At 36.2% G+C, this 22,439-nt stretch carries 12 protein-coding genes; 8 read left to right on the top strand and 4 right to left on the bottom strand.

Translation table 11 applies throughout. From position 1 onward, the window contains the following. Nucleotides 1–28: 28 nt before the first annotated feature. Together AP058_RS03680 and AP058_RS03685 are read right to left on the bottom strand one after the other, a co-directional pair. Nucleotides 29–1,459: a hypothetical protein gene (locus AP058_RS03680; protein ID WP_231739503.1), complete on the bottom strand. Its 1,431-nt coding sequence runs from the start codon at nt 1,457–1,459 to the stop codon at nt 29–31. 103 nt (nt 1,460–1,562) lie between these two features. Beyond that, nucleotides 1,563–3,365, bottom strand: a complete 1,803-nt coding sequence (locus AP058_RS03685) for a T9SS type A sorting domain-containing protein (RefSeq protein WP_066307024.1) — start codon at nt 3,363–3,365, stop codon at nt 1,563–1,565. Nucleotides 3,366–3,462: 97 nt separating this feature from the next. Between AP058_RS03685 and AP058_RS17200 the strand changes: the two genes are divergently transcribed. The 8 genes from AP058_RS17200 (at nt 3,463) to AP058_RS03720 (ending at nt 19,380) form a co-directional block, all read left to right on the top strand. Next, the gene (locus tag AP058_RS17200; RefSeq protein WP_255357072.1) at nt 3,463–3,591 is read left to right on the top strand and encodes a hypothetical protein; all 129 of its coding nucleotides are present in this window, start codon (nt 3,463–3,465) and stop codon (nt 3,589–3,591) included. Between the two features lie 529 nt (nt 3,592–4,120). Beyond that, nucleotides 4,121–5,077 (top strand): M28 family metallopeptidase, encoded by a 957-nt coding sequence (locus AP058_RS03690; protein ID WP_066307025.1) that lies wholly within the window; start codon nt 4,121–4,123, stop codon nt 5,075–5,077. A 556-nt stretch (nt 5,078–5,633) separates the two neighbouring features. Continuing rightward, nucleotides 5,634–7,286, top strand: a complete 1,653-nt coding sequence (locus AP058_RS03695) for a beta-N-acetylhexosaminidase (protein WP_066307027.1) — start codon at nt 5,634–5,636, stop codon at nt 7,284–7,286. A 28-nt stretch (nt 7,287–7,314) separates the two neighbouring features. Continuing rightward, the gene (locus tag AP058_RS03700) at nt 7,315–9,612 is read left to right on the top strand and encodes a family 20 glycosylhydrolase (RefSeq protein ID WP_066307028.1); all 2,298 of its coding nucleotides are present in this window, start codon (nt 7,315–7,317) and stop codon (nt 9,610–9,612) included. Further along, nucleotides 9,605–11,164: a sulfatase gene (locus AP058_RS03705; protein WP_066307030.1), complete on the top strand. Its 1,560-nt coding sequence runs from the start codon at nt 9,605–9,607 to the stop codon at nt 11,162–11,164. The genes AP058_RS03700 and AP058_RS03705 overlap by 8 nt, the downstream gene beginning before the upstream one ends. 148 nt (nt 11,165–11,312) lie before the next feature. Further along, nucleotides 11,313–13,079: a DUF4091 domain-containing protein gene (locus tag AP058_RS03710; RefSeq protein ID WP_082706564.1), complete on the top strand. Its 1,767-nt coding sequence runs from the start codon at nt 11,313–11,315 to the stop codon at nt 13,077–13,079. 91 nt (nt 13,080–13,170) lie between these two features. After that, complete coding sequence (locus AP058_RS03715; RefSeq protein ID WP_066307086.1) at nt 13,171–15,366, top strand: beta-N-acetylglucosaminidase; 2,196 nt, start codon at nt 13,171–13,173, stop codon at nt 15,364–15,366. Nucleotides 15,367–15,510: 144 nt separating this feature from the next. Next, nucleotides 15,511–19,380 carry a TIM-barrel domain-containing protein gene (locus tag AP058_RS03720; RefSeq protein WP_066307031.1) on the top strand — a complete coding sequence of 1,290 codons (3,870 nt, stop codon included), beginning with the start codon at nt 15,511–15,513 and terminating at the stop codon, nt 19,378–19,380. Between the two features lie 283 nt (nt 19,381–19,663). Here AP058_RS03720 and AP058_RS03725 read toward each other — a convergent pair whose 3' ends face one another. Together AP058_RS03725 and AP058_RS03730 are read right to left on the bottom strand one after the other, a co-directional pair. Next, nucleotides 19,664–20,500, bottom strand: coding sequence for a family 16 glycosylhydrolase (locus tag AP058_RS03725; RefSeq protein WP_082706565.1), 837 nt, complete (start codon nt 20,498–20,500; stop codon nt 19,664–19,666). A gap of 228 nt (nt 20,501–20,728) precedes the next feature. Further along, a complete protein-coding gene (locus AP058_RS03730; RefSeq protein WP_066307034.1) occupies nt 20,729–22,354 on the bottom strand; it encodes a sulfatase in 1,626 nt (541 codons plus the stop codon). Between the last annotated feature and the right edge of the window lie 85 nt (nt 22,355–22,439).

The raw sequence follows: 22,439 nt of genomic DNA on the forward strand, positions 1-22,439 counted from the left end.
ATATATATTTTATATTATATTAGTGATTTTATTTGAGTGAAAGATTATAAGAAACAAGGTTTACACCATTACTCCCATTTAATCTTTGGGCATATAATTCTACTGATTCACCAGCAGCTAGAACGATCGTTCCCGTGACCGTTATGTTACTTATTATACTACCAGTTTTTGTATCGGTATATGTTTCCGTTTCCGGAAGTGCTGTAACCATTGTTCCGTTTATTCTAACAAAATAGAAGATTGTATCGCTATTTGTTGAACCTGTTCCTTCAAAAGATATGGTGCAAGTTGCTTGAAAAGCCCTAGGTTTTTTACCTTCGTAAGTCAATCGTCCTGTAGTAGACGTAAATCTAAATAAATTCTTGGGTTGGGTGGTTGGAGTATTAACTTTGACTCCTGAACCACTATTAGTTGGGATGAAATCTCTATTGTTTTTATAGATGGTACCTGTTGCTGCTGCATCACCTTCACGTGGTATACCAGGAGAATCTACGTACCAATCATTTGTAAAGTTATAATTTGGATAACTTTCTAAAGTATAGCCTTTCACATATTTACCCGATGTAGGCGTTCCTGAAAAATTTACATTTGACATTACCGCATTTCCAGTAATGTCTGGATTGCTAGAAACATCTAATCCGACGTACGTGCCGTTTACCTCGCTAAATCCACCCTGCTTTTGAAAGGAATCAAATGTTCCTTCAAGTTTTTCAAAAGTTCCTTGATTGTTAGCAAACCATCCTTGATTTTCCAATAACAATTTTCCAATATCTTTATATACAATACCATCATTATTATTTACATACTGAACAATCGTGGAAAAAACCAGACCGAAATTCTCTAGCGACCCAACTGATCCGGAATTGACCACTATCATATCTCTAAATATTAAGTTCTGAATATTGACTCCAGATCCTACGCCAACGATATCAAAGATTTTTCCTGGTGCCGAAACAGTTAGCAATTTTATATAACCGCCTGTACTACCAACAAATAGATTTCCGCTAGCCCTTATCAATTTATCCTCGCCTGAATCCAGTCCAACAATAGATGCATTGTTTAATTCGATAGGAAAATTAAGATTGATAGTCCCATTTATTTCATAAAGTGATTTTTCATTTAATTTATAAACTGATCCACCTCCAGCAGCAAGTTCAGCTGCTAGAACAACTGATAAATTATCTGTACTTTTTATTCTTTTAAAATTAGTTCTACCATTTACTGAACTATTAACTGGAACCCACGACGATGTTGGAGCTTCGACATAATAGTAAAAAGATCTTAAATCGGTATCGTACACTATAAGACCATTGGCTGGTGTTACTATAGCTGTACGCTGAGCAGTTGTCATTCTAGGAGTTAACATTCCTTTTTCTGTAGAAGATACATCTAAAATAGAACTAGCGTCTGGTGTCGTAGTTCCAATTCCTATTTGCGCATGTACTACTATAGAAATCATTAAGCAAATAAATAATAAGAATTTCTTATGATTTTGGAGAGTAATTTTATGTATCATAGTTTATATTAGTGTTAAGGGTTATTAATTTTGGAATGGCTGCTAATTATTTTTTGGTCGATTTTGAAATCAGTATTTTCTGTGTGATCTTTTTATTATTCGGGGTGAGAAATTCTACGATATAGACTCCGTCACTGAAAGCACTGGTTGAAAATTCAAAATTGGTGTTACTGCCCAATTTTGTCTTAGACAACAGACGTTTCCCGGTTAGGTCATACAACTGAAAAGAGTGTAAATCAATAGTATTGGGATTACTTATTTTTAAACTGCGATTATAATTGTCTTGATAAATAACCAACTGCTGCTGTGTGTTTTCGGTAGTTCCGAGCGTGCTATTAGAAAAAGTCAATGTAAAGCGATCAGTATAAACGCCAGCAGGAATATCTAATAAATACGACCCTGTCTTAATATTATGATAAATACCTGTTACATTATCGTACAAATACACCATTTGATTGGGGTCAAAATTTACCGATTCTGGTATAGAAAATTTAAAAGTAGAATTTGTAGTTGCTCTAACAAGTAACGGTATTTTTTTAGTTGCATCAAAATTGACTCCTTGAATTACGAAACTATCGTCGGCTAACCAAAAAGTAACGTCATTGGGTAACTCGCTGTCCATATTTAATGCATCAATTCCAAAATCAACTTCATCAGTTGCGGTAGGTAAAAACGCCAAAGCTATTTGTCTGGTAAATCGATTATTTATAATCGTATTCATTCTAAAATAAGACATCTCATTGACCGTCTCGGCACCAATTGCAGTTTTTTTTGTTTTATCCTCTTTAACTGCTGGCTTATGAAATTGTGAGCTGCTAAGTCCAGAACCTTCTTTAATATAGATTCGATGCGAATTTTTGAAGGTTACAGTTCCACTAGTAACTGCATTAAGTACGAATCCTTGCCCTATAGGAGCATATTTTCGAGGATAAATTATACTCGTAACTTCGGTTCCGGGATTGACTGAGCCATCAGCATTATAAGATTTAAAAGTTGCTGGAGTATATATTCCATCACTACCCAGTGAGCCAGCAGCATACGATCCATATCCTCCACTATAATCTTCTAAATAATGAGAATCTATTGTCACATCTTGATCCCAAAAATAAGCAATGCCACCTGTGACTGTAACGTTTTCATTAAGAAATGCATTTAAATCTAAAGCAGATGGATAAGGGTTCCCAGTTAAAAGTAAATTATCTTGCATTAATGAAAATGAAATATTTCCATCGTTTGGTCTGCCTCTGAAATCGTATCGTTGTGCACTACCAGGATTATTTATAGTGCTAGTATCTGGATTAGTAGTATCAGTGCCGCTCGTACCTTTCATTGTAAAGCCCTCGCCTGGAAGAATAGAAGTTGCTCCCTCTACAGAAACCCAACTTGAATACTCAGTTCCAGCTACTAATTTATTAATCCAATATGTCGAAATTTTAAGCGGACTTGAAACACCATCCAAATTTTCAAGACCATCGATTAAAATTGCAGATGTTGAAAATAGTGTAGTTGTGGGTCGACTCAACATACTTACACCAAAATTCCCATTACCTGGAGTTGCAGAGGCGATGCCTACGGGTGAACACCAATAATTAAACTCATAATTATCAGACGTACCTTCTTGATACACTGACAATTCACCCGTACCACTATTTACTGAAGCGGTTTCGGCACCTTGAATTAATTGTCCATTATTTCTTAAATATAAATTAGAACCTTCTCCTAAATCTACATATTGCTTTACAAAAAGAATCTCATCCTTAACATACATCAAAGCGCTTGAACGAAAATTGATTTGAGAAAAACAACTGCTTGATGCGAGTAATAAATAAAATAAAGTAGTTTTTTTCATGTTACAAAATTTAAAATGAAATGTTTGATTGACTAATTACAATTAAGTTGCAGCAATTTCATTAGTAATTTGTTTGGACTTTTTTTTCTTCTTAGCAATGAAATACAGTCCCATTATAATTGCTATGGCAATAAAAATAGGTATTCCTCCATCTATCGGAAGTTTTTTAGGAGGTAATCCAGGCGGTGGCGGTATTGATCGTGCTGTACATTCAAGAAATGTATAAATGAACAAACATAATGTGATAATGAATTTTTTATTTCGCATAATAATCGTAGTTCTGAGTTTATAAAATTCATTACAACAATTCACTTTTACAGCAATTAATTAAAAAGTTTCTTAAATATAGCAAAACATAATCGACTGATAACGTGAATAGTCGGCAAAGATAAAAATATATTGAATTTTATCGACAAAAAGCATAAATAAACGATGAACTACATTAAAATCACTAAAAAAAAGAACTAATCTTACAAAAATCTAAAGATTAGATCGCGAAAATAATTTGTGTTCGTGCACAAAATAAAAAAAAATCTATTTTTGAAGAATATTAAATGACGTAAAAAAGCAACGCCTAATCCGATAAAATTTCTAGAAATTTAGCACTATAATAGTAAAAGATGAAACCGTCCGTATTATCAATTTTCGCAGAAATACTTTTGACGGAATGAAAACTTATAAGCAATAAAGTACAAAATTAACCATGACAAAATCATTATTCCTTACATTCGCAAATTCACAAAATAAAAAATAAGATGAAAACCACGTTTCTAATAATGCTTGTAACGATCTTTTGTTTTTCTGGATATTCGCAATCAGAAATTACTGAAAAAGAAATAAAAGACCATATTTTATTTTTGGCGTCCGAAAAAAATGCAGGCCGTTATCCTGGAGGAAAAGCAAATAAAAGAGTAGTTAAATACCTCGAAAAAGATTTTAAAAAGCAAGGATTGCTTTCATTTGAAAAAAAGTATCTGCAAAATTTTAAAGCACGGTTACGTGTAGAAAAAGGCGAACAAGAAAAGCCTTTAGTGAATACGTCAAACGTGGTTGGTTATTTAGAAGGGAATGATCCCATTCTTAAAAACGAATATATTATCCTGGGGGCACATTACGATCATTTAGGAATGGGTGGACCTTCGTCAAAATCGGATAAGAAAAACACCATTCATTACGGTGCCGACGACAACGCCAGCGGTACTGCGGCACTTTTAGAAATTGCAGAAAAGGTAGCTGCTCACAAAAATGAACTTAAACGAAGCGTAATTTTTATTGCATTTGGTGCCGAAGAGCAAGGATTGTTAGGCAGTAACTATTTTGTAGAAAATCCACTAGTTCCCCTTTCACAAATTAAGTTAATGATCAATATGGATATGGTTGGCCGATTAAATGAACAAAACCATATTTATATGGGCGGTGCTGGTACTTTTCCCGATGGCGTAGCATTTATGCAAAATTTGGGTGAATCGCTAGGACTATCTCCTATCGTTCATGCGGGTTCTGTTGGCGGATCTGATCACGTATCGTTTTACGCCAAAGATCTTTCAGTTTTAGGACTCCATACTGGTGGTCACCCACAATACCACATGCCGGAAGACACTGTGGATTTAATTAATATTCCTGGTGAGAAAAAAGTAAGCGATTACATTTATAAAGCGCTAATGAAATTTGCTGCTACCGATTACAAAATGGAATTTATCAAACAAGATTAGACTTTGTTAAAATAGTGTAACGAACGAGCTTAAAGCAATTTAAGCTCGTTTTTTTATGCCTTATACAAACAGCATAACACTTTAAGCGAAACAAATTCACCCGCTAACCTCAAAAATATGCCCTTGGTCGAAATAATACTAGTCTTGCTTAAATTTAATATAAATTCGAACTATGCATAGTACTGCAAAACAGCACTCTAATTTACATTCAGGATAAAAAATGGTAGTGCAAATTTTTAGAAAGTAAAATAATAATTGAAATGAGTAGACAACCACTTAATCTCAAATAAATCAATAGCGTGTACTATTTTAGATTTGTACAAACATTTATAAAAGATTCTTTTATTAACTGTTCTAAATCGCAAATACAATCAGCTTTATCAATTTACAGCTACAATTTATTTCATCTGTTCAAAATTAATTAGCAATCATTAAAGTATTCGCAAAAAAACTGGTAGGCACTGGTGTGATTAATATATAATCTTTGCTATTTTTGGAAATCGATTTATAATAAAATTAAGAAAACTAAAAACTATTGAAACCTAAACTAGTAAACATGAGACTAACCGTATTTGCACTCGTAGCATTATTAACACTAACCAATTGTGCCGAAAAAAACAGATCGTTTTCAAAAGCTGACATCGCTATAGTTCCACAGCCATTGTCTTTGGTTTTAAACGAATCTTCATTTGCGTTACAAGACGGACAAACTATTTTTTCAGATTTAGATGAACAGCAAAGCGCTGTAAAAGATTTGCAAAACTACGTTACAGCAACAACAAAGTTTACTTTAGTCGCAAACGCCGACAAGCAATCAGCGATTGTATTTGAGAAAAAAGAAGGGTTAGATCCCGAAGCTTACGAATTGCAAGTAACACCCAAAAAAATAATCATTTCTGCTACTGGTAAAGCAGGTTATTTTTATGGTGTACAAACATTGAAACAGTTACTGTCTGTTGAAGCTACAAAAGAATCTCAAGCAATAACGTATTTAATACCATCGGTCGCTATAGAGGACAATCCCCGTTTTAAATGGCGCGCTTTTATGTTGGATGATGCCCGTTATTTTCATGGCGAAGCTTTCGTAAAACAAATGCTTGACCAAATGGCATTACTAAAAATGAACACCTTGCATTGGCATTTGATCGATGATGCAGGATGGCGTATTGAAATAAAAAAATACCCACTTTTAACTAAAGTAGGTGCTTTTCGTACTGATAGCGAAATTGGAACGTGGAAAAGTGGAAAAACTTCCGGCCAACCTCATGGCGGATTTTACACTCAAGAGCAGTTAAAAGATATTGTGGCTTATGCCGCAGCTCGAAATATTAACATCGTTCCTGAATTTGAAATGCCAGGACATTCTAGTGCCGCAATTGCTGCCTATACGTGGTTAGGAACTGCTGGTGTAAAGATTGACGTACCCGTTAAATTTGGTCGTTTATACGATAATTACGATGTCACTAAACCGGAAGTGGTTACTTTCATTAAAGATGTTTTAACTGAAATCTTTCAAATATTTCCATCAGAAGTAATTCATATTGGTGGTGATGAAGTTGGTTATGAAGTTTGGCAAAACTCTAAGTCGGTTCAAAAATACATGAAAGAACATAACATCAACACACCTGCCGATTTACAAATTGATTTTACAAATAGCATCTCTAAATTCATTGAAGCAAACGGGCGCAGAATGATGGGATGGAACGAAATTTTAGGAAAAAATATTCATACTGATTTTGAAGAAAAACAAGGCGATCAAGAAGCTGAGAAAGAATTAGCTAAAAACGTTATTGTTCAATTCTGGAAAGGTGATTTAGAGCTCTTAACAGATGCTGCCAAAAAGGGCTACGGAATTGTAAATTCTTTACACGACAGAACCTATTTAGATTACAGCTACGAATCTATTCCGCTAGAAAAGGCATATAGCTTCGACCCAATTCCAGAAGGTTTAGATAAGCAATTTCACAAAAATATTTATGGAGTAGGTTGCCAAATGTGGAGCGAATGGACACCAACAAATGCCGACGTAGAACGCCAAGCTTTTCCAAGAATCGCTGCTTACGCCGAAGTAGGATGGACAACAATGGAAAATAAAAATTACGATACCTTTAAAGTAGCGCTAAAGAAAATGCAAAAACATTGGGATACTTTAGGCATTAATTATTTTAAAGATTCTGATAAATTGGAAGCTGCCTTACAAGCAAAATAACAAATTAACACCCCAAAATAACAAAAAGATGAAATATTATTCGATAATCCTGATGCTATTAGTAGTATGCAACAGCTGTCAGACCACCACTAAAACATTTACGGAAGAAGAAATATCCCTTGTTCCGAAACCGTCTGAAATGGTTCTTACGGAAGGTTCGTACTCCTTTTCTAAAAGCACCACGGTTTTTATTGATAATGACAAACAAAAACCTGCAGCCACTTATTTATCTGATTTATTTAAAAATGCTGCAGGTTATCCTATTGCTGTTTCAGAAAGTAGAGACGGTGCCGCTATTGTTTTTTCAAAAGATGATAACATTAAACCAGAAGCGTATCATTTAGAAGTCACTCCAAAAAAAATTAGTATAAAAGCAAGTGATGCTGCCGGTTATTTTTACGCGGTTCAAACGCTTCGTCAATTGCTTCCAGCAAGCATTGAAAAAGCAAACAGCGACGAGAAAAATTGGTTGGTTCCAAGCGTTGTAATTAATGATCAACCTCGTTTTTCTTGGCGAGGAATGCAAATGGATTTTAGCAGACACTTTTTTGGAATCGATGATGTAAAGACCTTTTTAAATTACATGGCATTGTACAAATTAAATACCTACCACATGCATTTAACAGATGATCAAGGGTGGCGTATCGAAATAAAAAAATATCCTTTATTAACCGAAAAGGGGGCTTGGCGTATTGAGAGTTCTCACGATAAAACGTGCAATGAACTTGCCAAAACAGATCCTTTATATAGTATTGATCCAACGCATTATCACGAGCGCGATGGACAAAAAATGTACGGCGGTTTTTTTACTCAAGAACAGATTAAAGAAATTATTGCCTACGCTGCAGAAAGACAAATTGAAGTGATTCCAGAAATTGATATGCCTGGACATTTAAAAGCAGCTATTGATAATTATCCGTATTTATCCTGTACCAATGAAGCAGGTTGGGGCGAAAACTTCTCTCACCCAGCGTGTTTAGGAAAAGAAACTACGTATGAATTTACCAAAAATATATTAACTGAAATTGCCGAATTATTTCCTTCAAAATACATTCATATCGGTGGCGACGAAGTAAATATTCAATCTTGGAAAGAATGTCCGCTTTGCCAAAAAGCAATCAAAGACAATCATTTAAAAAATGAGCACGAATTACAATCTTTTTTCAATAAAGACATTGAAGCTTTTTTAAATTCAAAAGGAAAAAGATTATTAGGTTGGGATGAAATTGTTGAAGGTGGTTTGTCTAAAGATGGAACAATGATGTGGTGGCGCAACTGGGCTCCAAAGATGAGAGACATTGCTGCACAACATGGTAACGATATGGTAATTACGCCTTGCTTCGAGTACTATTTTGATGCACAACACGCGGTAACTCCGTTCGATAAAGTATACCAATACGAGCCAGTTCCAGAAAATTTCACCAAAGAACAAGCCAAACATATTTTGGGTGTTCAGGCGAATTTATGGTCCGAAATGATTCCCAATTTCAAACGTTTGCAATACATGGCTTTCCCAAGAATGTTAGCATTAGCAGAAACAGCATGGACTTCAAAAGAGGACAAAAATTACGATGATTTTCAAAGAAGAATGAACATGCAGTATCAAAGATTAGATGCTTTGAATATTCGTTACCATATTCCTACCGTAACTGGTTTGAAAGACAAAGTGGCCTTTTTGGATAAAGCGACTGTCGAATTGAAAGCGCCATTAGAAAATATGGAGATTTATTACACCACCGATGGAAGTATACCGACAAAAACATCTAAAAGATATACGGCTCCGTTAGAATTTACAGCAACAACAAAATTAAACACGATCGCTTACCGCGGAGAAGTGGCAAGTGAAACAAAATCGGCACTTATCGAAAAGCAAACCTACTTAGAACCTGTAACGATCACTCCGACTAAAGGAGCCTTAAAACGTTGGTCAGCGGTAAAACAATTTACTGTTGTGGACTCTGTGGCTTTGCCTAAAAATGCCATTTTTACTACTGTGAAAGAAATTAATTTAGCAGGTAAAGAGGGCATTGAACAACTTTCGATGGTTTTCAAAGGTTATTTTTACGCACAAACAGAAGGTCTGTACGAGTTCGCTACAAAATCTGACGATGGTAGTTTATTATATATTGGCGACAAATTTGTAGTAGATAACGGCGGAAATCATTCGGCAATCGAAAAAAACGGAATGGTCGCTCTAAAAAAAGGATGGCATCCAATTACGATCAATTACCACGAGGCAACTGGTGGCGGTGCACTTGAAGTTTTTTACAAAGCACCAAATAGTGAGAAAAAAGTTTTAAATGGAAATGCAATAGCACATGACTAAATCATTTCAAAAAATATTGTTTTTATGCGGTGTCTTCGTAGCTTTTACGTCTTGTAAAAGCACGAAAAACAACCAGGCAATTACAGCTAAGCAACCAAATATTATTCTGTTTTTAGTAGATGATATGGGTTGGCAAGATACTTCTGTTCCTTTTTGGACAGAAAAGACGCCTTTAAATTCGAGATACCACACACCCAATATGGAGCGTTTGGCCAAAGAAGGAATGAAATTCACGCAAGCATATGCAACTCCTATCTGCACACCTACTAGAGTGAGCTTAATGTCTGGAATGAATGCCGCGAGGCACAGAGTAACAAATTGGACTTTTAAAAGAGATACCTTGATGGTTGCTCCTCCTGCTGGATTAAAAATGCCCGAATGGAATTTGAACGGTGCGCAATCTTCCGACACTATACCTCGTTCTACCTACATTACCTCGTTGCCAGAAATTTTAAAAAACAATGGTTACCAAACTATTATCGTTGGAAAAGCACATTTTGGTGCCTTTAAAACGCCGAGTGCAGATCCTACTAATCTTGGGTTTGATATTAATATTGGCGGTCACGCTGCGGGTCAACCGGGCAGTTATTATGGGACAGATAATTTTAGAGATCTAAATCGAAAAACTACTGATTATGATGTTCCTGGTTTAGAAAAATACCACGGAAAAGACATTTTTCTTACCGAAGCACTGACCCAAGAAGCCATTAGTGCCATGGATGATGCTGTAGCTGATAAAAAACCGTTTTATCTGTATCTATCGCAATATGCACTTCATACCCCAATTCAAGGAGATCCAAGATTTGAGCAAAAATACAAGGATGCTGGTTTGGATCCTACGGAAGCCAACTATGCCTCTTTAATTGAAGGAATGGATAAAAGTTTGGGAGATATTTTAGATCATTTAGACCAAAAAAACCTTTCCAAAAACACGATTATATTATTCATGTCTGACAACGGCGGCTTAAGTGCAGTAGAAAGAGGAGGCGTAAAACACACGCACAACAAACCTTTATCTAGTGGAAAAGGTTCGGTACACGAAGGTGGAATTCGCGAGCCAATGATCGTAAAATGGCCTGGAATCACAACCGCAAATTCAACTACTGATGATTTTGTTATTATAGAAGATTATTTTCCTACACTTTTAGAAATGGCAGGAATAACCAAATACAAAACCGTTCAAACTGTCGACGGAAAAAGTTTTACGCCCATTTTAAAAGGAAAAAAACAAGACAACAATACCAGAGCTTTATTTTGGCATTACCCAAACAATTGGGGACCAACTGGTCCTGGAATTGGAGCATCGAGCACGATACGAAAAGGAGATTGGAAATTGATTTACTACCATTTGAATCGCAGTTTTGAGTTGTTTAACATTACCAATGATATTGGAGAAACTACTAATTTGGCAAACCAAGACCCGAACAAAGTCAAAGCATTAGCGCAGGAATTGAGTGCATATTTAAGAAGTGTCAATGCGCAAATGCCAACAGATACCAATACCAATACCTTGGTTCCTTGGCCAGACAGTGACACAGTATTGCGTAAATAAACAGTAGAAAAAAATTAAAATGAATAAAGTGGTTCAAACACATGGAAGCATACCTTTTCTTTAAACAGAAAACACATTGCAACTGTGTGTTTGGACTTTTTTTATAATGTGCAATTTGCATTAAGACCTCATCCTAAAATTCATTACTATGAAACGTATAGTGCTACTCTTCGGTATTTGTTTATTCGCATTTAGTTGTAAAAATCAGCAAAACATTGTGGTCGCGAAAACGTACCAAGAACCGCAAGATCCCAATCCCACCAAAAATGAAGACTGGTTACTTATTTCAAACGCTTTGCAAGCATCGATTGCATCCACAAATATTCGGTTCTTACGCAGTGAAGTTCCCAAAATAACACCCCAAAATTCGTGGTCTGGAACTGCTTGGAAAGGCGAACGCATCTCACTGCAATTGGTTTTATGGAGCACTGATTCCCTAACCAAAGTCAATACTAAAATTTCTGATTTTAAATCGGATAAAGGACAAATTATCTCTTCTGAAAATGCAACAATTAATTTCGTTAAATACGTAATCACAGACGAATTTGGCGAAGGTTGCGGTTATCGAAAACCGGAAGATTTCGCGTCTTCTTTAGCGGCCGATGTTTTAGAGCCTGTTTCTAGCTATGCGATAAAAGCACGAGAAACCAGACCAGTTTGGGTAACAATCGAGATTCCTCAAAACGCAACAGCTGGATCGTATCAAAGTACTTTTACATTACATATTGAAGGACAAAAAAGCAAACAGTTTCAGTTGAATTTGAAAGTTGTTGATCGCGTTTTACCCGTCGCAACCGATTGGAAATTCCATTTGGATTTATGGCAAAATCCGTATGCTGTATCGCGCTATCATAATGTAAAACCGTGGTCTCCCGAACATATTGCGCTTTTAAAGCCGTTAATGAAACGTCTTGCCGATGCAGGACAAAAAGTAATAACGGTATCGCTGAATAAACGTCCGTGGGGCGGTCAAACATTCGATCAATTTGAGGCTATGATTGAATGGAAAAAGAAAAAAAATGGGACATGGGAATACGACTATTCTATTTTTGATACGTGGGTCCAAATGATGATGGATTTGGGCATTAAAAAACAAATTAGCTGCTACTCTATGGTTCCTTGGGGTAATGAGTTTTACTATTTTGATGAAAACGAAAACAAGGAAATTAAAATAAGTGCTGCGCCCGGAACACCAGCCTACGAAGCGTTATGGATTCCGTTTTTAGAACAATTCAAAGCACATTTGGAACAAAAAGGCTGGAATACAATTACCCGAATTGCGATGGACGAGCGCGGTCCCGAAGAAATGAAAGCAATGTTGCAATTATTAAATAGATATGCTCCTGAATTTGGTGTTTCTTTTGCTGACAATCACAAAAGTTACAAGCTCTATCCGAATGATTTAAAAGACATGTCAGTTGCATTTGGACATCCGGTAGATGCAGGCGATTTGCTGCAACGACGCGCAAACGACTACGTTAGCACGCATTACGTTTGCTGCACAGACAGTTTCCCCAATACGTTTACCTTTTCTCCTCCTGCCGAAGGCGTTTTTATTGGTTGGTACACGATGGCAGCTGATTTTGATGGCTTTCTTCGTTGGGCTTACAACAGTTGGACGGAAAATCCCTTACAAGATTCCCGCTTTAGAGCTTGGCCAGCTGGCGATACCTATATTGTTTATCCTAACAATCAAACTTCTATCCGTTTTGAAACGTTGAGAGAAGGAATTCAAGATGCCGAAAAAATCAGAATACTTCGAGCGCATTTCGCTGAAAATAAAATGACTACCGAATTGGATCAACTCAACACAATCGTTCAAAAATTTGATAGAACAAGCAAGCCTGAAAATTTAGAAAAGCTCCTAAGAGAAGCGAAAAACGAACTTAATATATTAGCCGAAAATAAATTTTAAAAAAATGGACTCAACCAAAAAACAACCCGCCTTTTCTGTACTTTATTATAAATATAGGATGAACCAACAGAAAATAAAAAACCAGTTTTCTTTGAGAAAGCAAGTCCTTTCTATCCTATTTATTTTCGGTAGTAGCGTAGGATTTGCTCAAAATAAAGCAATCAATCCCACTCCACAAGTTGTAACGATAACTAGTGAAATTGTACTTCCAACGCAATTTAATGTGCAACAAAAGAATACCGATAAAGCAACTACTGCCTTACTTTCGTCATTTTTTACAGCTAAAAATACAGCGCGTACTGGTTTTACTATCAATATAGGGGATATCAAGAGTAAGTTCTCAAAAAATCTAATTAAAAAAGTACCCACAAAACCAGAGAGTTATTATATCTCCAGTTCTAAAAACGAACTTACAGTAATTGGTAGCGATGCTAGAGGCACGTATTATGGTGCACAAACTTTACTCGCTTTACTGAAAGCGAACAAAATGCCAATGGGCGAAATTATCGATTTTCCAGATGTTACGGCACGTGGCGTTGTTGAAGGTTTTTACGGAACGCCTTGGAGTTTTGAACACCGCATTCGTCAATTGGATTTTTACGGCGCAAACAAATTAAATACTTATATATACGGTCCAAAAGACGATCCTTACCACAGTTCTCCCAATTGGAGAAAACCGTATCCTGAAAACGAAGCGATTCAATTAAAAAAACTAATTGACAGAGCCGAAATGAATCACGTTGATTTTGTTTGGGCCATACATCCTGGACAAGATATTCAATGGAATGACACAGATCGAGCGGCTTTATTGCATAAATTCGGACTGATGTACGATTTAGGAATACGTTCTTACGCGGTATTTTTTGATGATATCTCAGGCGAAGGAACCAATCCGAGTCAACAAGCTCAATTGTTAAATTACATCAATACTGAATTTGTAAAGATAAAAAAGGATGTAAAACCTCTGATCATGTGTCCTACAGAATACAACAAAAGTTGGTCGGATCCGAAAAATGGATATCTCGTAACTTTAGGTAAAGAATTGGATCCTTCTGTTCGAATTATGTGGACAGGAAATCGTGTGATTGCCGATATTGATCAAGAAACGATGCAATGGATCAATTCGAAGATTCAAAGAGAAGCTTTTATTTGGTGGAATTTCCCCGTTTCAGATTACGTTAGAAACCACCTGCTTTTAGGTCCAACTTACGGAAACGCAACAAATATCGCCAACTCCGTTTCTGGTTTTGTTTCTAACCCAATGGAACATGCCGAAGCATCTAAAATTACCATTTATGGTGTGGCTGATTATTCTTGGAACATGACCAATTATGACGCGGACAAAAAATGGTTGAGCGCTTTAAAAGTAGTGATGCCAGAAAGTTATAAAGCCCTAGAAATTTTCGCTCGTCACAATAGTGATTTAGGTCCAAACGGTCATTTGTACCGACGCGTAGAATCGGTAAATTTTAAACCGCAAGCCGATTTATTTCTTAAAAATCTAGAAGCCAATCAAACCATTATAAACTTTGAAAGCATTCAAAATGAATTTCAAGCGATGGTCGAAGCTTCGGATATTTTATTAAACAGTACTGATAATCCAGTGCTTTTGACTGAAATTCGTGCGTGGGCAGAACAGTTTAAATTGCAAGGACAATCGGGTCTTGCGATGTTGCAAATGTACAAAGCTTTACAAGCTAAAAATACTGCTGATTTTGAACTGAGTTACCAAGCCATCAAAGCCATCAAATCGCAGATGTATGCGATCGATCATACCGAAAATCAGAATCCGTATCAACCCGGAATACAAACCGCTACTTTGGTGGTTGCTCCTTTAATCGATACTGGTTTTGCTTATTTGACTAATGCTTACAACAAAGAGTTTCATACCAAGTTAGAAGTAGAAGCCAATTACAATCCACATTCTTTATATACTTCTATTGCTCAGTTGAAAAACCAACAAATCAGATTGAAAGACAGAATGCTTTCTTTAAATCCACCTTTGGAAGTGATTCAAATTGCGCCAGCTGCATACTTTGGTTTTGAATTGAAAGAAGTGAGTAACGTCAAGAAAATTGCTTATAAACTAACTCCTTCGTCTGTTTATGAAAGTTTACAATTAGAAGTTTCTAGTAATGGAACGGATTGGAAAACGCTGCAAACTAAAGAAGACAAAGCGATCAGGAACGCTTCAGTGGATCAAGCGGTGAAATTCATTCGCATTAGCAACAAATCTAAAGAAAACGTGGAAGCTAAGATTGGACAATTTACCGTTACAGTAAAGTAAAAAAACGACTCGCTTCAGTAAATAACATAAGGCTAGGTGGAAAAATTATAATTTTCCTAAAACACCTTAAATTATAAAATCAAAGGGGTATTTCTAGGTATTAAAAGCCGTTTTTTACATATAAAGGGAATAATAAATCAAAATATGACAACAATTAGAACTCGGTCCATCAAACCCATTGCACGTTTTTTGTTTGCAATAACTTCGATTGTAACTGTAAATAATCTTCACGCTCAAGGCGGAACTAAAAAGGGAACTGAAAAAGCAGAATCATCGGAAAGTCTTCAAGTGATTTCTGCAAAAAAAATAAATAGCACGACTGTAGAAGTGTCTTTTCCTAACAATGAGAAAATGCTTCTTGATTTTTATGGGAATACTATTTTCAGACTTTTTCAAGACAATTCGGGAAAAGGAATGCGTGCTCCAAAAGCAGAACCTGAAGCTCAGATATTGGTAGATAATCCGAGAAGAGCCGTCTCCAATTTAAACGTTACTGACCAACAAAATGAAATATCTATTTCTACAGAAAAAATAACGGTCGTTTTTAATAAGCAAACTGCCTTGTTTAAAATTCTGGATGCGCAAAAGCAATCCGTTATTGTAGAAGAAACAGCACTACCTGTTTTTGAGGAAAAGGAAGTTTCGATCCGTTTAAAAGAAAATACAAACGAATATTTCTACGGCGGAGGCGTTCAAAACGGACGATTTTCTCATAAGGGAAATGTCATTGCTATCGAAAACCAAAACAATTGGACCGATAGCGGAGTGGCCTCTCCTAACCCATTTTTTTGGTCGACCAAAGGATACGCGGTGATGTGGTACACCTTTAAAAAAGGAATTTACGATTTTGGAAGTAAAGAATCTGGAACCGTCAAACTATCACACAGTACGGATTATCTAGACGTTTTCTTTATGATAAATGATACTCCTACTGCCTTGCTGAATGATTTTCACCAATTAACTGGAAACCCTGTATTAATTCCAAAATTTGGTTTTTACGAAGGCCATTTGAATGCTTACAATCGCGATTATTGGGCTGAAGATGAAAAAGGAATTTTATTTGAAGACGGCAAACGCTACAAGGAAAGTCAAAAAAATAATACGGGAATCAAAGAATCCCTTAATGGAGAATTTAAGAATTACCAATTTTCAGCGAGAGCTGTTATTGACCGTTATAAAAGTAATGACATGCCTTTGGGATGGATTCTTCCAAATGATGGTTACGGCGCGGGATATGGCCAAACCGAAACTTTGGATGGCAACATTAAAAACCTAAAATCCTTTGGCGATTATGCTCGGAAAAATGGCGTAGAAATTGGCTTATGGACCCAATCCGACTTGCATCCAATTGACAGCATTAGCGCCTTATTACAACGTGATATTGTTAAAGAAGTACGCGATGCTGGCGTACGCGTATTAAAAACCGATGTGGCTTGGGTGGGCCCTGGCTATTCGTTCGGACTTAATGGTGTTGCCGATGCCGCAACGATCATGTCTAAATATGGCAATACGGCAAGACCATTTATCATTTCGTTAGACGGTTGGGCGGGTACGCAACGCTATGCAACGATTTGGTCTGGCGATCAAACGGGCGGCGCTTGGGAATACATCCGTTTTCACATACCTACTTATATTGGTTCTGGATTATCGGGACAACCGAATATTTCATCGGATATGGATGGTATTTTTGGAGGAAAAAAACCGATTATCAACACCCGAGATTTCCAATGGAAAACTTTTACACCCATTCAATTGAACATGGATGGTTGGGGCGCGAACGAAAAATATCCGCACGCCTTGGCAGAACCGACAGCTTCTATCAATAGAAATTATTTGAAATTAAAGTCCGAACTTTTACCTTATTCCTATAGTATTGCAAAAGAAGCGGTTGATGGAAAGCCGATGATCAGACCGATGTTTATGGAGTCTAAAAATACGTATACAGAAGGTAAAGCAACGCAATACCAATTTATGTACGGACCCTATTTCTTAGTTGCTCCTATTTACCAAGCAACGGCATCAGACGAAGAAGGAAATGACATTCGAAATGGCATTTATTTACCAGAAGGGAGTTGGATCGATTATTTTACTGGTGAAACCTACGAAGGAAATCGCATTATTAATAATTTTGACAGTCCGATTTGGAAACTTCCAGTTTTGGTAAAAAGTGGTGCTATTATTCCGATGGTAAATCCGAATAACAATGTATCGGAAATCAATGAAAAACTGCGCATTTACGAAATATATCCTGCTGGAAAATCGTCGTTTACACAATACGACGACGATGGTATTTCTGAAGCATACAAATTAGGTGCTGGAGCACATACTGTGATCACATCAGAAGTAGATCGTAAAAACACCGTTCACGTTATGGTACAGCCAACCACAGGAACGTTTAACGGTTTTATTCCCGAAAAAGTAACTCAATTTGTAGTCAACGTTACCGAAAAACCAAAAGCGATTGTTGCCAAAATAGGAAACAAAAAAGTAAAACTTGCTGAAGTAACTTCGATGGCGGATTTTGAATCGAAAGAGAATGTTTACTTCTTCAATGCAGCCCCAAATTTGAATCGATTTGCAACGAAAGGAAGTCCCTTTGAAAGCGTGAAAATTGTAAAAAATCCGCAAGTAATCGTAAAAGTGGCTTCGGCCGATATTACTAAAAATAGCGTGAACTTGGAAATTAAAGGATTTCAGTTTTCACCAGCAGATTTGTATCGCATTACTTCAGGCGCTTTAACTGCTCCAGAAAATGCGCAAACGACGGAAGAAAATGCTACAGCCTATACTTTAAAACCAACATGGAATAAAGTGACCAATGCTGATTTTTACGAAGTGGAATTTAACGGCATGTTGTATTCTACTATAAAAAATACCTCCTTAGTATTTGATGCTCTACGACCAGAAACTACGTACTCATTTAAAGTACGAGCAGTAAATAAATCGGGTAATTCTAATTGGACAGATTTTACAGCAACTACACAAAGTAATCCGCTCGAATATGCAATCAAGGAAATTACTGCCAAAGTTTCGGTGGCAGATCAAGATGGCGCACAAGTAACCAATTTATTTGACTTTGATGAAAGTACGGGCTGGCACACGAGTTGGGATTTGAAAGCGGTACCCTTTGAAATGGTGATTGATTTGAATACCATCAACCAATTGGATAAATTACTATATATGCCAAGAACGGGCGGCGGAAATGGAAACATCTTAAAAGGTGGTATTTACTATAGTCACGACAGAACCAACTGGATCGAAGCGGGTGCTTTTAATTGGAAAAATAATGATGCCGTAAAAGCCTTTGCATTTGATACGCATCCAACGGTGCGCTACGTAAAACTTGCCGTAGATACTGCGGTTGGTAACTTTGGTTCAGGAAGTGAATTGTATATTTTTAAAGTCGAAGGTACCGAAAGTTACCGTCCTGGAGACATCAACAACGACCGTTTAATTGACCGAAACGACCTTACGTCTTACACCAATTACCTGGGATTAAAACTAGGTGATGCTGATTTTGAAGGTTATGTGAGCAATGGCGATGTCAATAAAAACGACCGAATTGATGCCTACGACATTTCGGTAGTTGCGACGCGCATAGACGATGGTGTTAAAAATACCGATTTGGCTAAAGTGGCTGGTAACCTTACCCTTTCGACAAAAAAGAAAACCTACGCTAAAGATGAGATTATAGAAGTCCTAGTTTCTGGTAAAAATTTAAAAGACGTCAACGCCTTGAGTTTTGCATTGCCGTACAAAGAATCCAGTTATAAATTTCTACAAATTGACCCTGTAAACACTTTAAAAATGGAGAATGTAACCAGCGACAGATTGCATTCTAACAGAGAAAAAGTATTATATCCCACTTTTGTAAACTTAGGAAACCAAGAAACTCTAGAAGGTTCAAAAGAACTGTTTGTCATTAAATTCAGAGCCAACCAAAACCTGACTTTCAGTTTAAAAGTAATTGAAGGGATATTGGTAGATAAAAATTTGAATACGGAGAAATTTTAAACAACGATTTCTTTTACTAAAAAGGACCATATCACTATTGATATGGTCCTTTTTTTATTTCTTTAGTATTCTTAAACAACTTGCTTAGAATATCTCAAAAATAATTCGTAAAAAATAAATTTTTCTACCAATTATTTTGGCTTATAAAGATTATTAATTATTAGAATCCGTGACTAAAAAGTTTTAAAAGTTAAAGAGTGGTAAACTAACTACTAAACCCTTGTCTAACACTTTAAGTCCTGAATTCTGAATCTATAAGTCTTTTCGTGATATTGATTTTGAACTACTTCACTAATTCCCACACCTTCACATAATCCACGGCCATTTCGTATGGAAAATTATCAGTAGATGTTACGTAACCCGGCCAGAAAGTACTACCCGATTGGCCTTTATCTGCGCAAGCATGATTTAAAATAATATAATAATCGGTTTCAAAAGGCCAGCGTTTTGCGAAGTCGTCTTTTGATTCATGTACAGCAGTTAATTTCTCGTTTACATAAAACTCTATCCGATTTGGTGATTTTATTACACTGTACGTATTGTATTCTGATGGTGCTATTTCTTGCGTAATTCCAGACGAAATGTGTTTCGCAGCTCCATCACTCTGATGCACTACTTGATGTACAAAATTGTCCGTATTAAGCCGTTCCATAATATCCATTTCTCCACCATTAGGCCAACCCGGATAGATACCATTTTGCGGCATTAACCAGATCGCTGGCCATCCTCCCTGACCTGCACTATTAAATTTTGCGCGAACTTCAATTTTTCCATACTTAAAACTAAATTTATCTTTCGTTTGTATGGCTCCGGTTTCAGGGAGATCGGTTTCTTTATTCCAACGTGCCTTCATGTGCAGATTACCATTTTTTACTTCCGCCAATTTAGCATCATCCATTACAAAGCGACTCCACGGCGATTTTCCGTTTTTTACATCATAACTTGTCCAATGATTTTTATCGTATGCATTGCCTTTAAACTCATCCTCAAAAATTAGTCTGTATTTAGAGGCAAGCTGTTGGTCTGCTGTTTTTTTATTGCTAGAACATGACAAAAGTACACAGCTCACAAAACCGATCAGAAAGATGCTTTGTATATTTTTTATTTTATATGCTTTCATTTTTTATTTTTTTTAAGAATTTCTTTTCCTAATCTTATTGTCTACGAAAAGGAAACTTTTATTTAGTATTTACCCCAGTAATTGCGAAGGAACTTAGAAGCTATAATTAACTGTAACCATGTTAGAAACTAATAAAAAAAGGCTATCCAAAAATTTGGACAGCCCTAGATTATATCTTGGGCGCTACCCCCACCAATTTGTTATTTTACAATTAATTTTTCAGAATTTCTAAAGTTCTTTGCGACCTACATTATCCTTATAAATTTGAATATAATGGTTGTCTAAAGTTTCTGAATCTTTATATTTTTTACGCGTTTCCTTCAATTTTTGTTTCATTTCGCGAACCACTGTAGCGTAAGCAGGATCGTTAATTACGTTATTAATTTCTTGAGGATCTTTTTTACGATCGTACAATTCCCATTCATTCACATCGTAATAAAAGTGAATTAATTTGAATTCTTTTGTCGCAATACCGTAATGTCTTTTTACTGCATGTTCAGCAGGATATTCGTAATAATGATAATAAATGGCATCTCTATTCCATGTCTCTTTTTTACCTGTTAACAACGGAATTAAACTTTCCCCTTGCATCTCCGCAGGCGCTACTACTCCAGCGGCATCAAGAAACGTTTGTGCAAAATCTAAATTTTGTACCATTTCATCTTCCGTAGTTCCTGCAGTAATTTTATTAGGCCATTTAATTAATAATGGCGTTTTAAACGATTCGTTGTACATAAAACGCTTATCAAACCAACCGTGTTCTCCGAGATAAAAACCTTGATCTGACGTATACACTACAATAGTGTTATCGGCTAATTTTTCTTCATCCAAATAATCCAAAACTCGACCAACATTATCATCAACAGAAGCTATCGTTCCTAAATAATCTTGCATATAGCGTTGGTATTTCCAAACGGTAAGAGTCGAATCATTCATTGTTGGATATCTTTTCTTGAAATCTTCATTGATTGGCCCATACACCTCATCCCATTGCGCACGTTGTTCGGCTGACATTCTACCTAAACTTTCACCTAGATCATTCCAATCGGTTAAGCCCAATTCTTTCATTGTTTTAGGCGTTAGCTTATTGTCGTTTACGAGCGACATGTGCTTTAAAATTCCCATTTCAGCAGTTTTAGCTGCAGAACCACGTGTTTTGTAACCGTCAAAAAGTGTTTCAGGTAATGGAAATGTTTTTTTGGTATATTCTGTATAATATTTTTGGGTCGGCAACCACGCTCTGTGCGGTGCTTTGTGCAAATACATTAACATAAAAGGTTTGTTTGGATCTCTTCGATTTTTCATCCAATCTAATGTAAGATCAGTAGTAATATCAGTCACATATCCTCTGATTATAGTATCTCCTTTTTCAGAAATAAATTTTGGATTGTAATATTCTCCTTGACCTGGTAAAATCATAAATTCATCAAAGCCTTTTGGATTGTTTCCAAAGTGCAATTTGCCAAACATGGCTGTTTGATAGCCCGCTTTTTGAAGAATTTGTGGAAAGGTAACATTGTTCGTATCGAATTCGCTTAAATTATCTATTTTGCCATTGATGTGACTGTGTTTTCCGGTAAGAATTACAGCTCTAGACGGCGCACAAATAGAATTAGTTACACTAGCATTGGTAAATAACATTCCTTCTTTGGCAATACGATCGATGTTTGGCGTTTGGATCAGTTTATCGCTGTACGCACTAATGGCCTGATAGCCGTGATCATCAGACATGATGAAAATGATATTCGGTCTTTCAGTGATCGTTTGCACTTTTTGTGCAACTTCATTTTTTACTTTACATCCTGTAGCCAGAACTGTAAAAATAAAAAGGGGTGCTAATTTGGTTAATTTCATACTTTATTTGTTTTGAATTAATAGTATAGTTGGTTCAAATCTTTAGAAATATAAGATTTGTTTTCTAGTGTTTTATCTTCCTTTT

The sequence above is a fragment of the Flavobacterium sp. TAB 87 genome (assembly GCF_001529295.1).
GTDB lineage: Bacteria > Bacteroidota > Bacteroidia > Flavobacteriales > Flavobacteriaceae > Flavobacterium.

What these genes read in the sequence shown, in the direction of transcription:
- AP058_RS03700 (WP_066307028.1), top strand. Translation starts at nt 7,315, where the DNA reads ATGAAATATTATTCGATAATCCTGATGCTATTAGTAGTATGCAACAGC.
- AP058_RS03680 (WP_231739503.1), bottom strand. Translation starts at nt 1,459, where the DNA reads ATGATTTCTATAGTAGTACATGCGCAAATAGGAATTGGAACTACGACA.
- AP058_RS03690 (WP_066307025.1), top strand. Translation starts at nt 4,121, where the DNA reads ATGAAAACCACGTTTCTAATAATGCTTGTAACGATCTTTTGTTTTTCT.
- AP058_RS03725 (WP_082706565.1), bottom strand. Translation starts at nt 20,500, where the DNA reads ATGAAAGCATATAAAATAAAAAATATACAAAGCATCTTTCTGATCGGT.
- AP058_RS03710 (WP_082706564.1), top strand. Translation starts at nt 11,313, where the DNA reads ATGAAACGTATAGTGCTACTCTTCGGTATTTGTTTATTCGCATTTAGT.
- AP058_RS03720 (WP_066307031.1), top strand. Translation starts at nt 15,511, where the DNA reads ATGACAACAATTAGAACTCGGTCCATCAAACCCATTGCACGTTTTTTG.
- AP058_RS03695 (WP_066307027.1), top strand. Translation starts at nt 5,634, where the DNA reads ATGAGACTAACCGTATTTGCACTCGTAGCATTATTAACACTAACCAAT.
- AP058_RS03705 (WP_066307030.1), top strand. Translation starts at nt 9,605, where the DNA reads ATGACTAAATCATTTCAAAAAATATTGTTTTTATGCGGTGTCTTCGTA.
- AP058_RS17200 (WP_255357072.1), top strand. Translation starts at nt 3,463, where the DNA reads ATGAAATACAGTCCCATTATAATTGCTATGGCAATAAAAATAGGTATT.
- AP058_RS03685 (WP_066307024.1), bottom strand. Translation starts at nt 3,365, where the DNA reads ATGAAAAAAACTACTTTATTTTATTTATTACTCGCATCAAGCAGTTGT.
- AP058_RS03730 (WP_066307034.1), bottom strand. Translation starts at nt 22,354, where the DNA reads ATGAAATTAACCAAATTAGCACCCCTTTTTATTTTTACAGTTCTGGCT.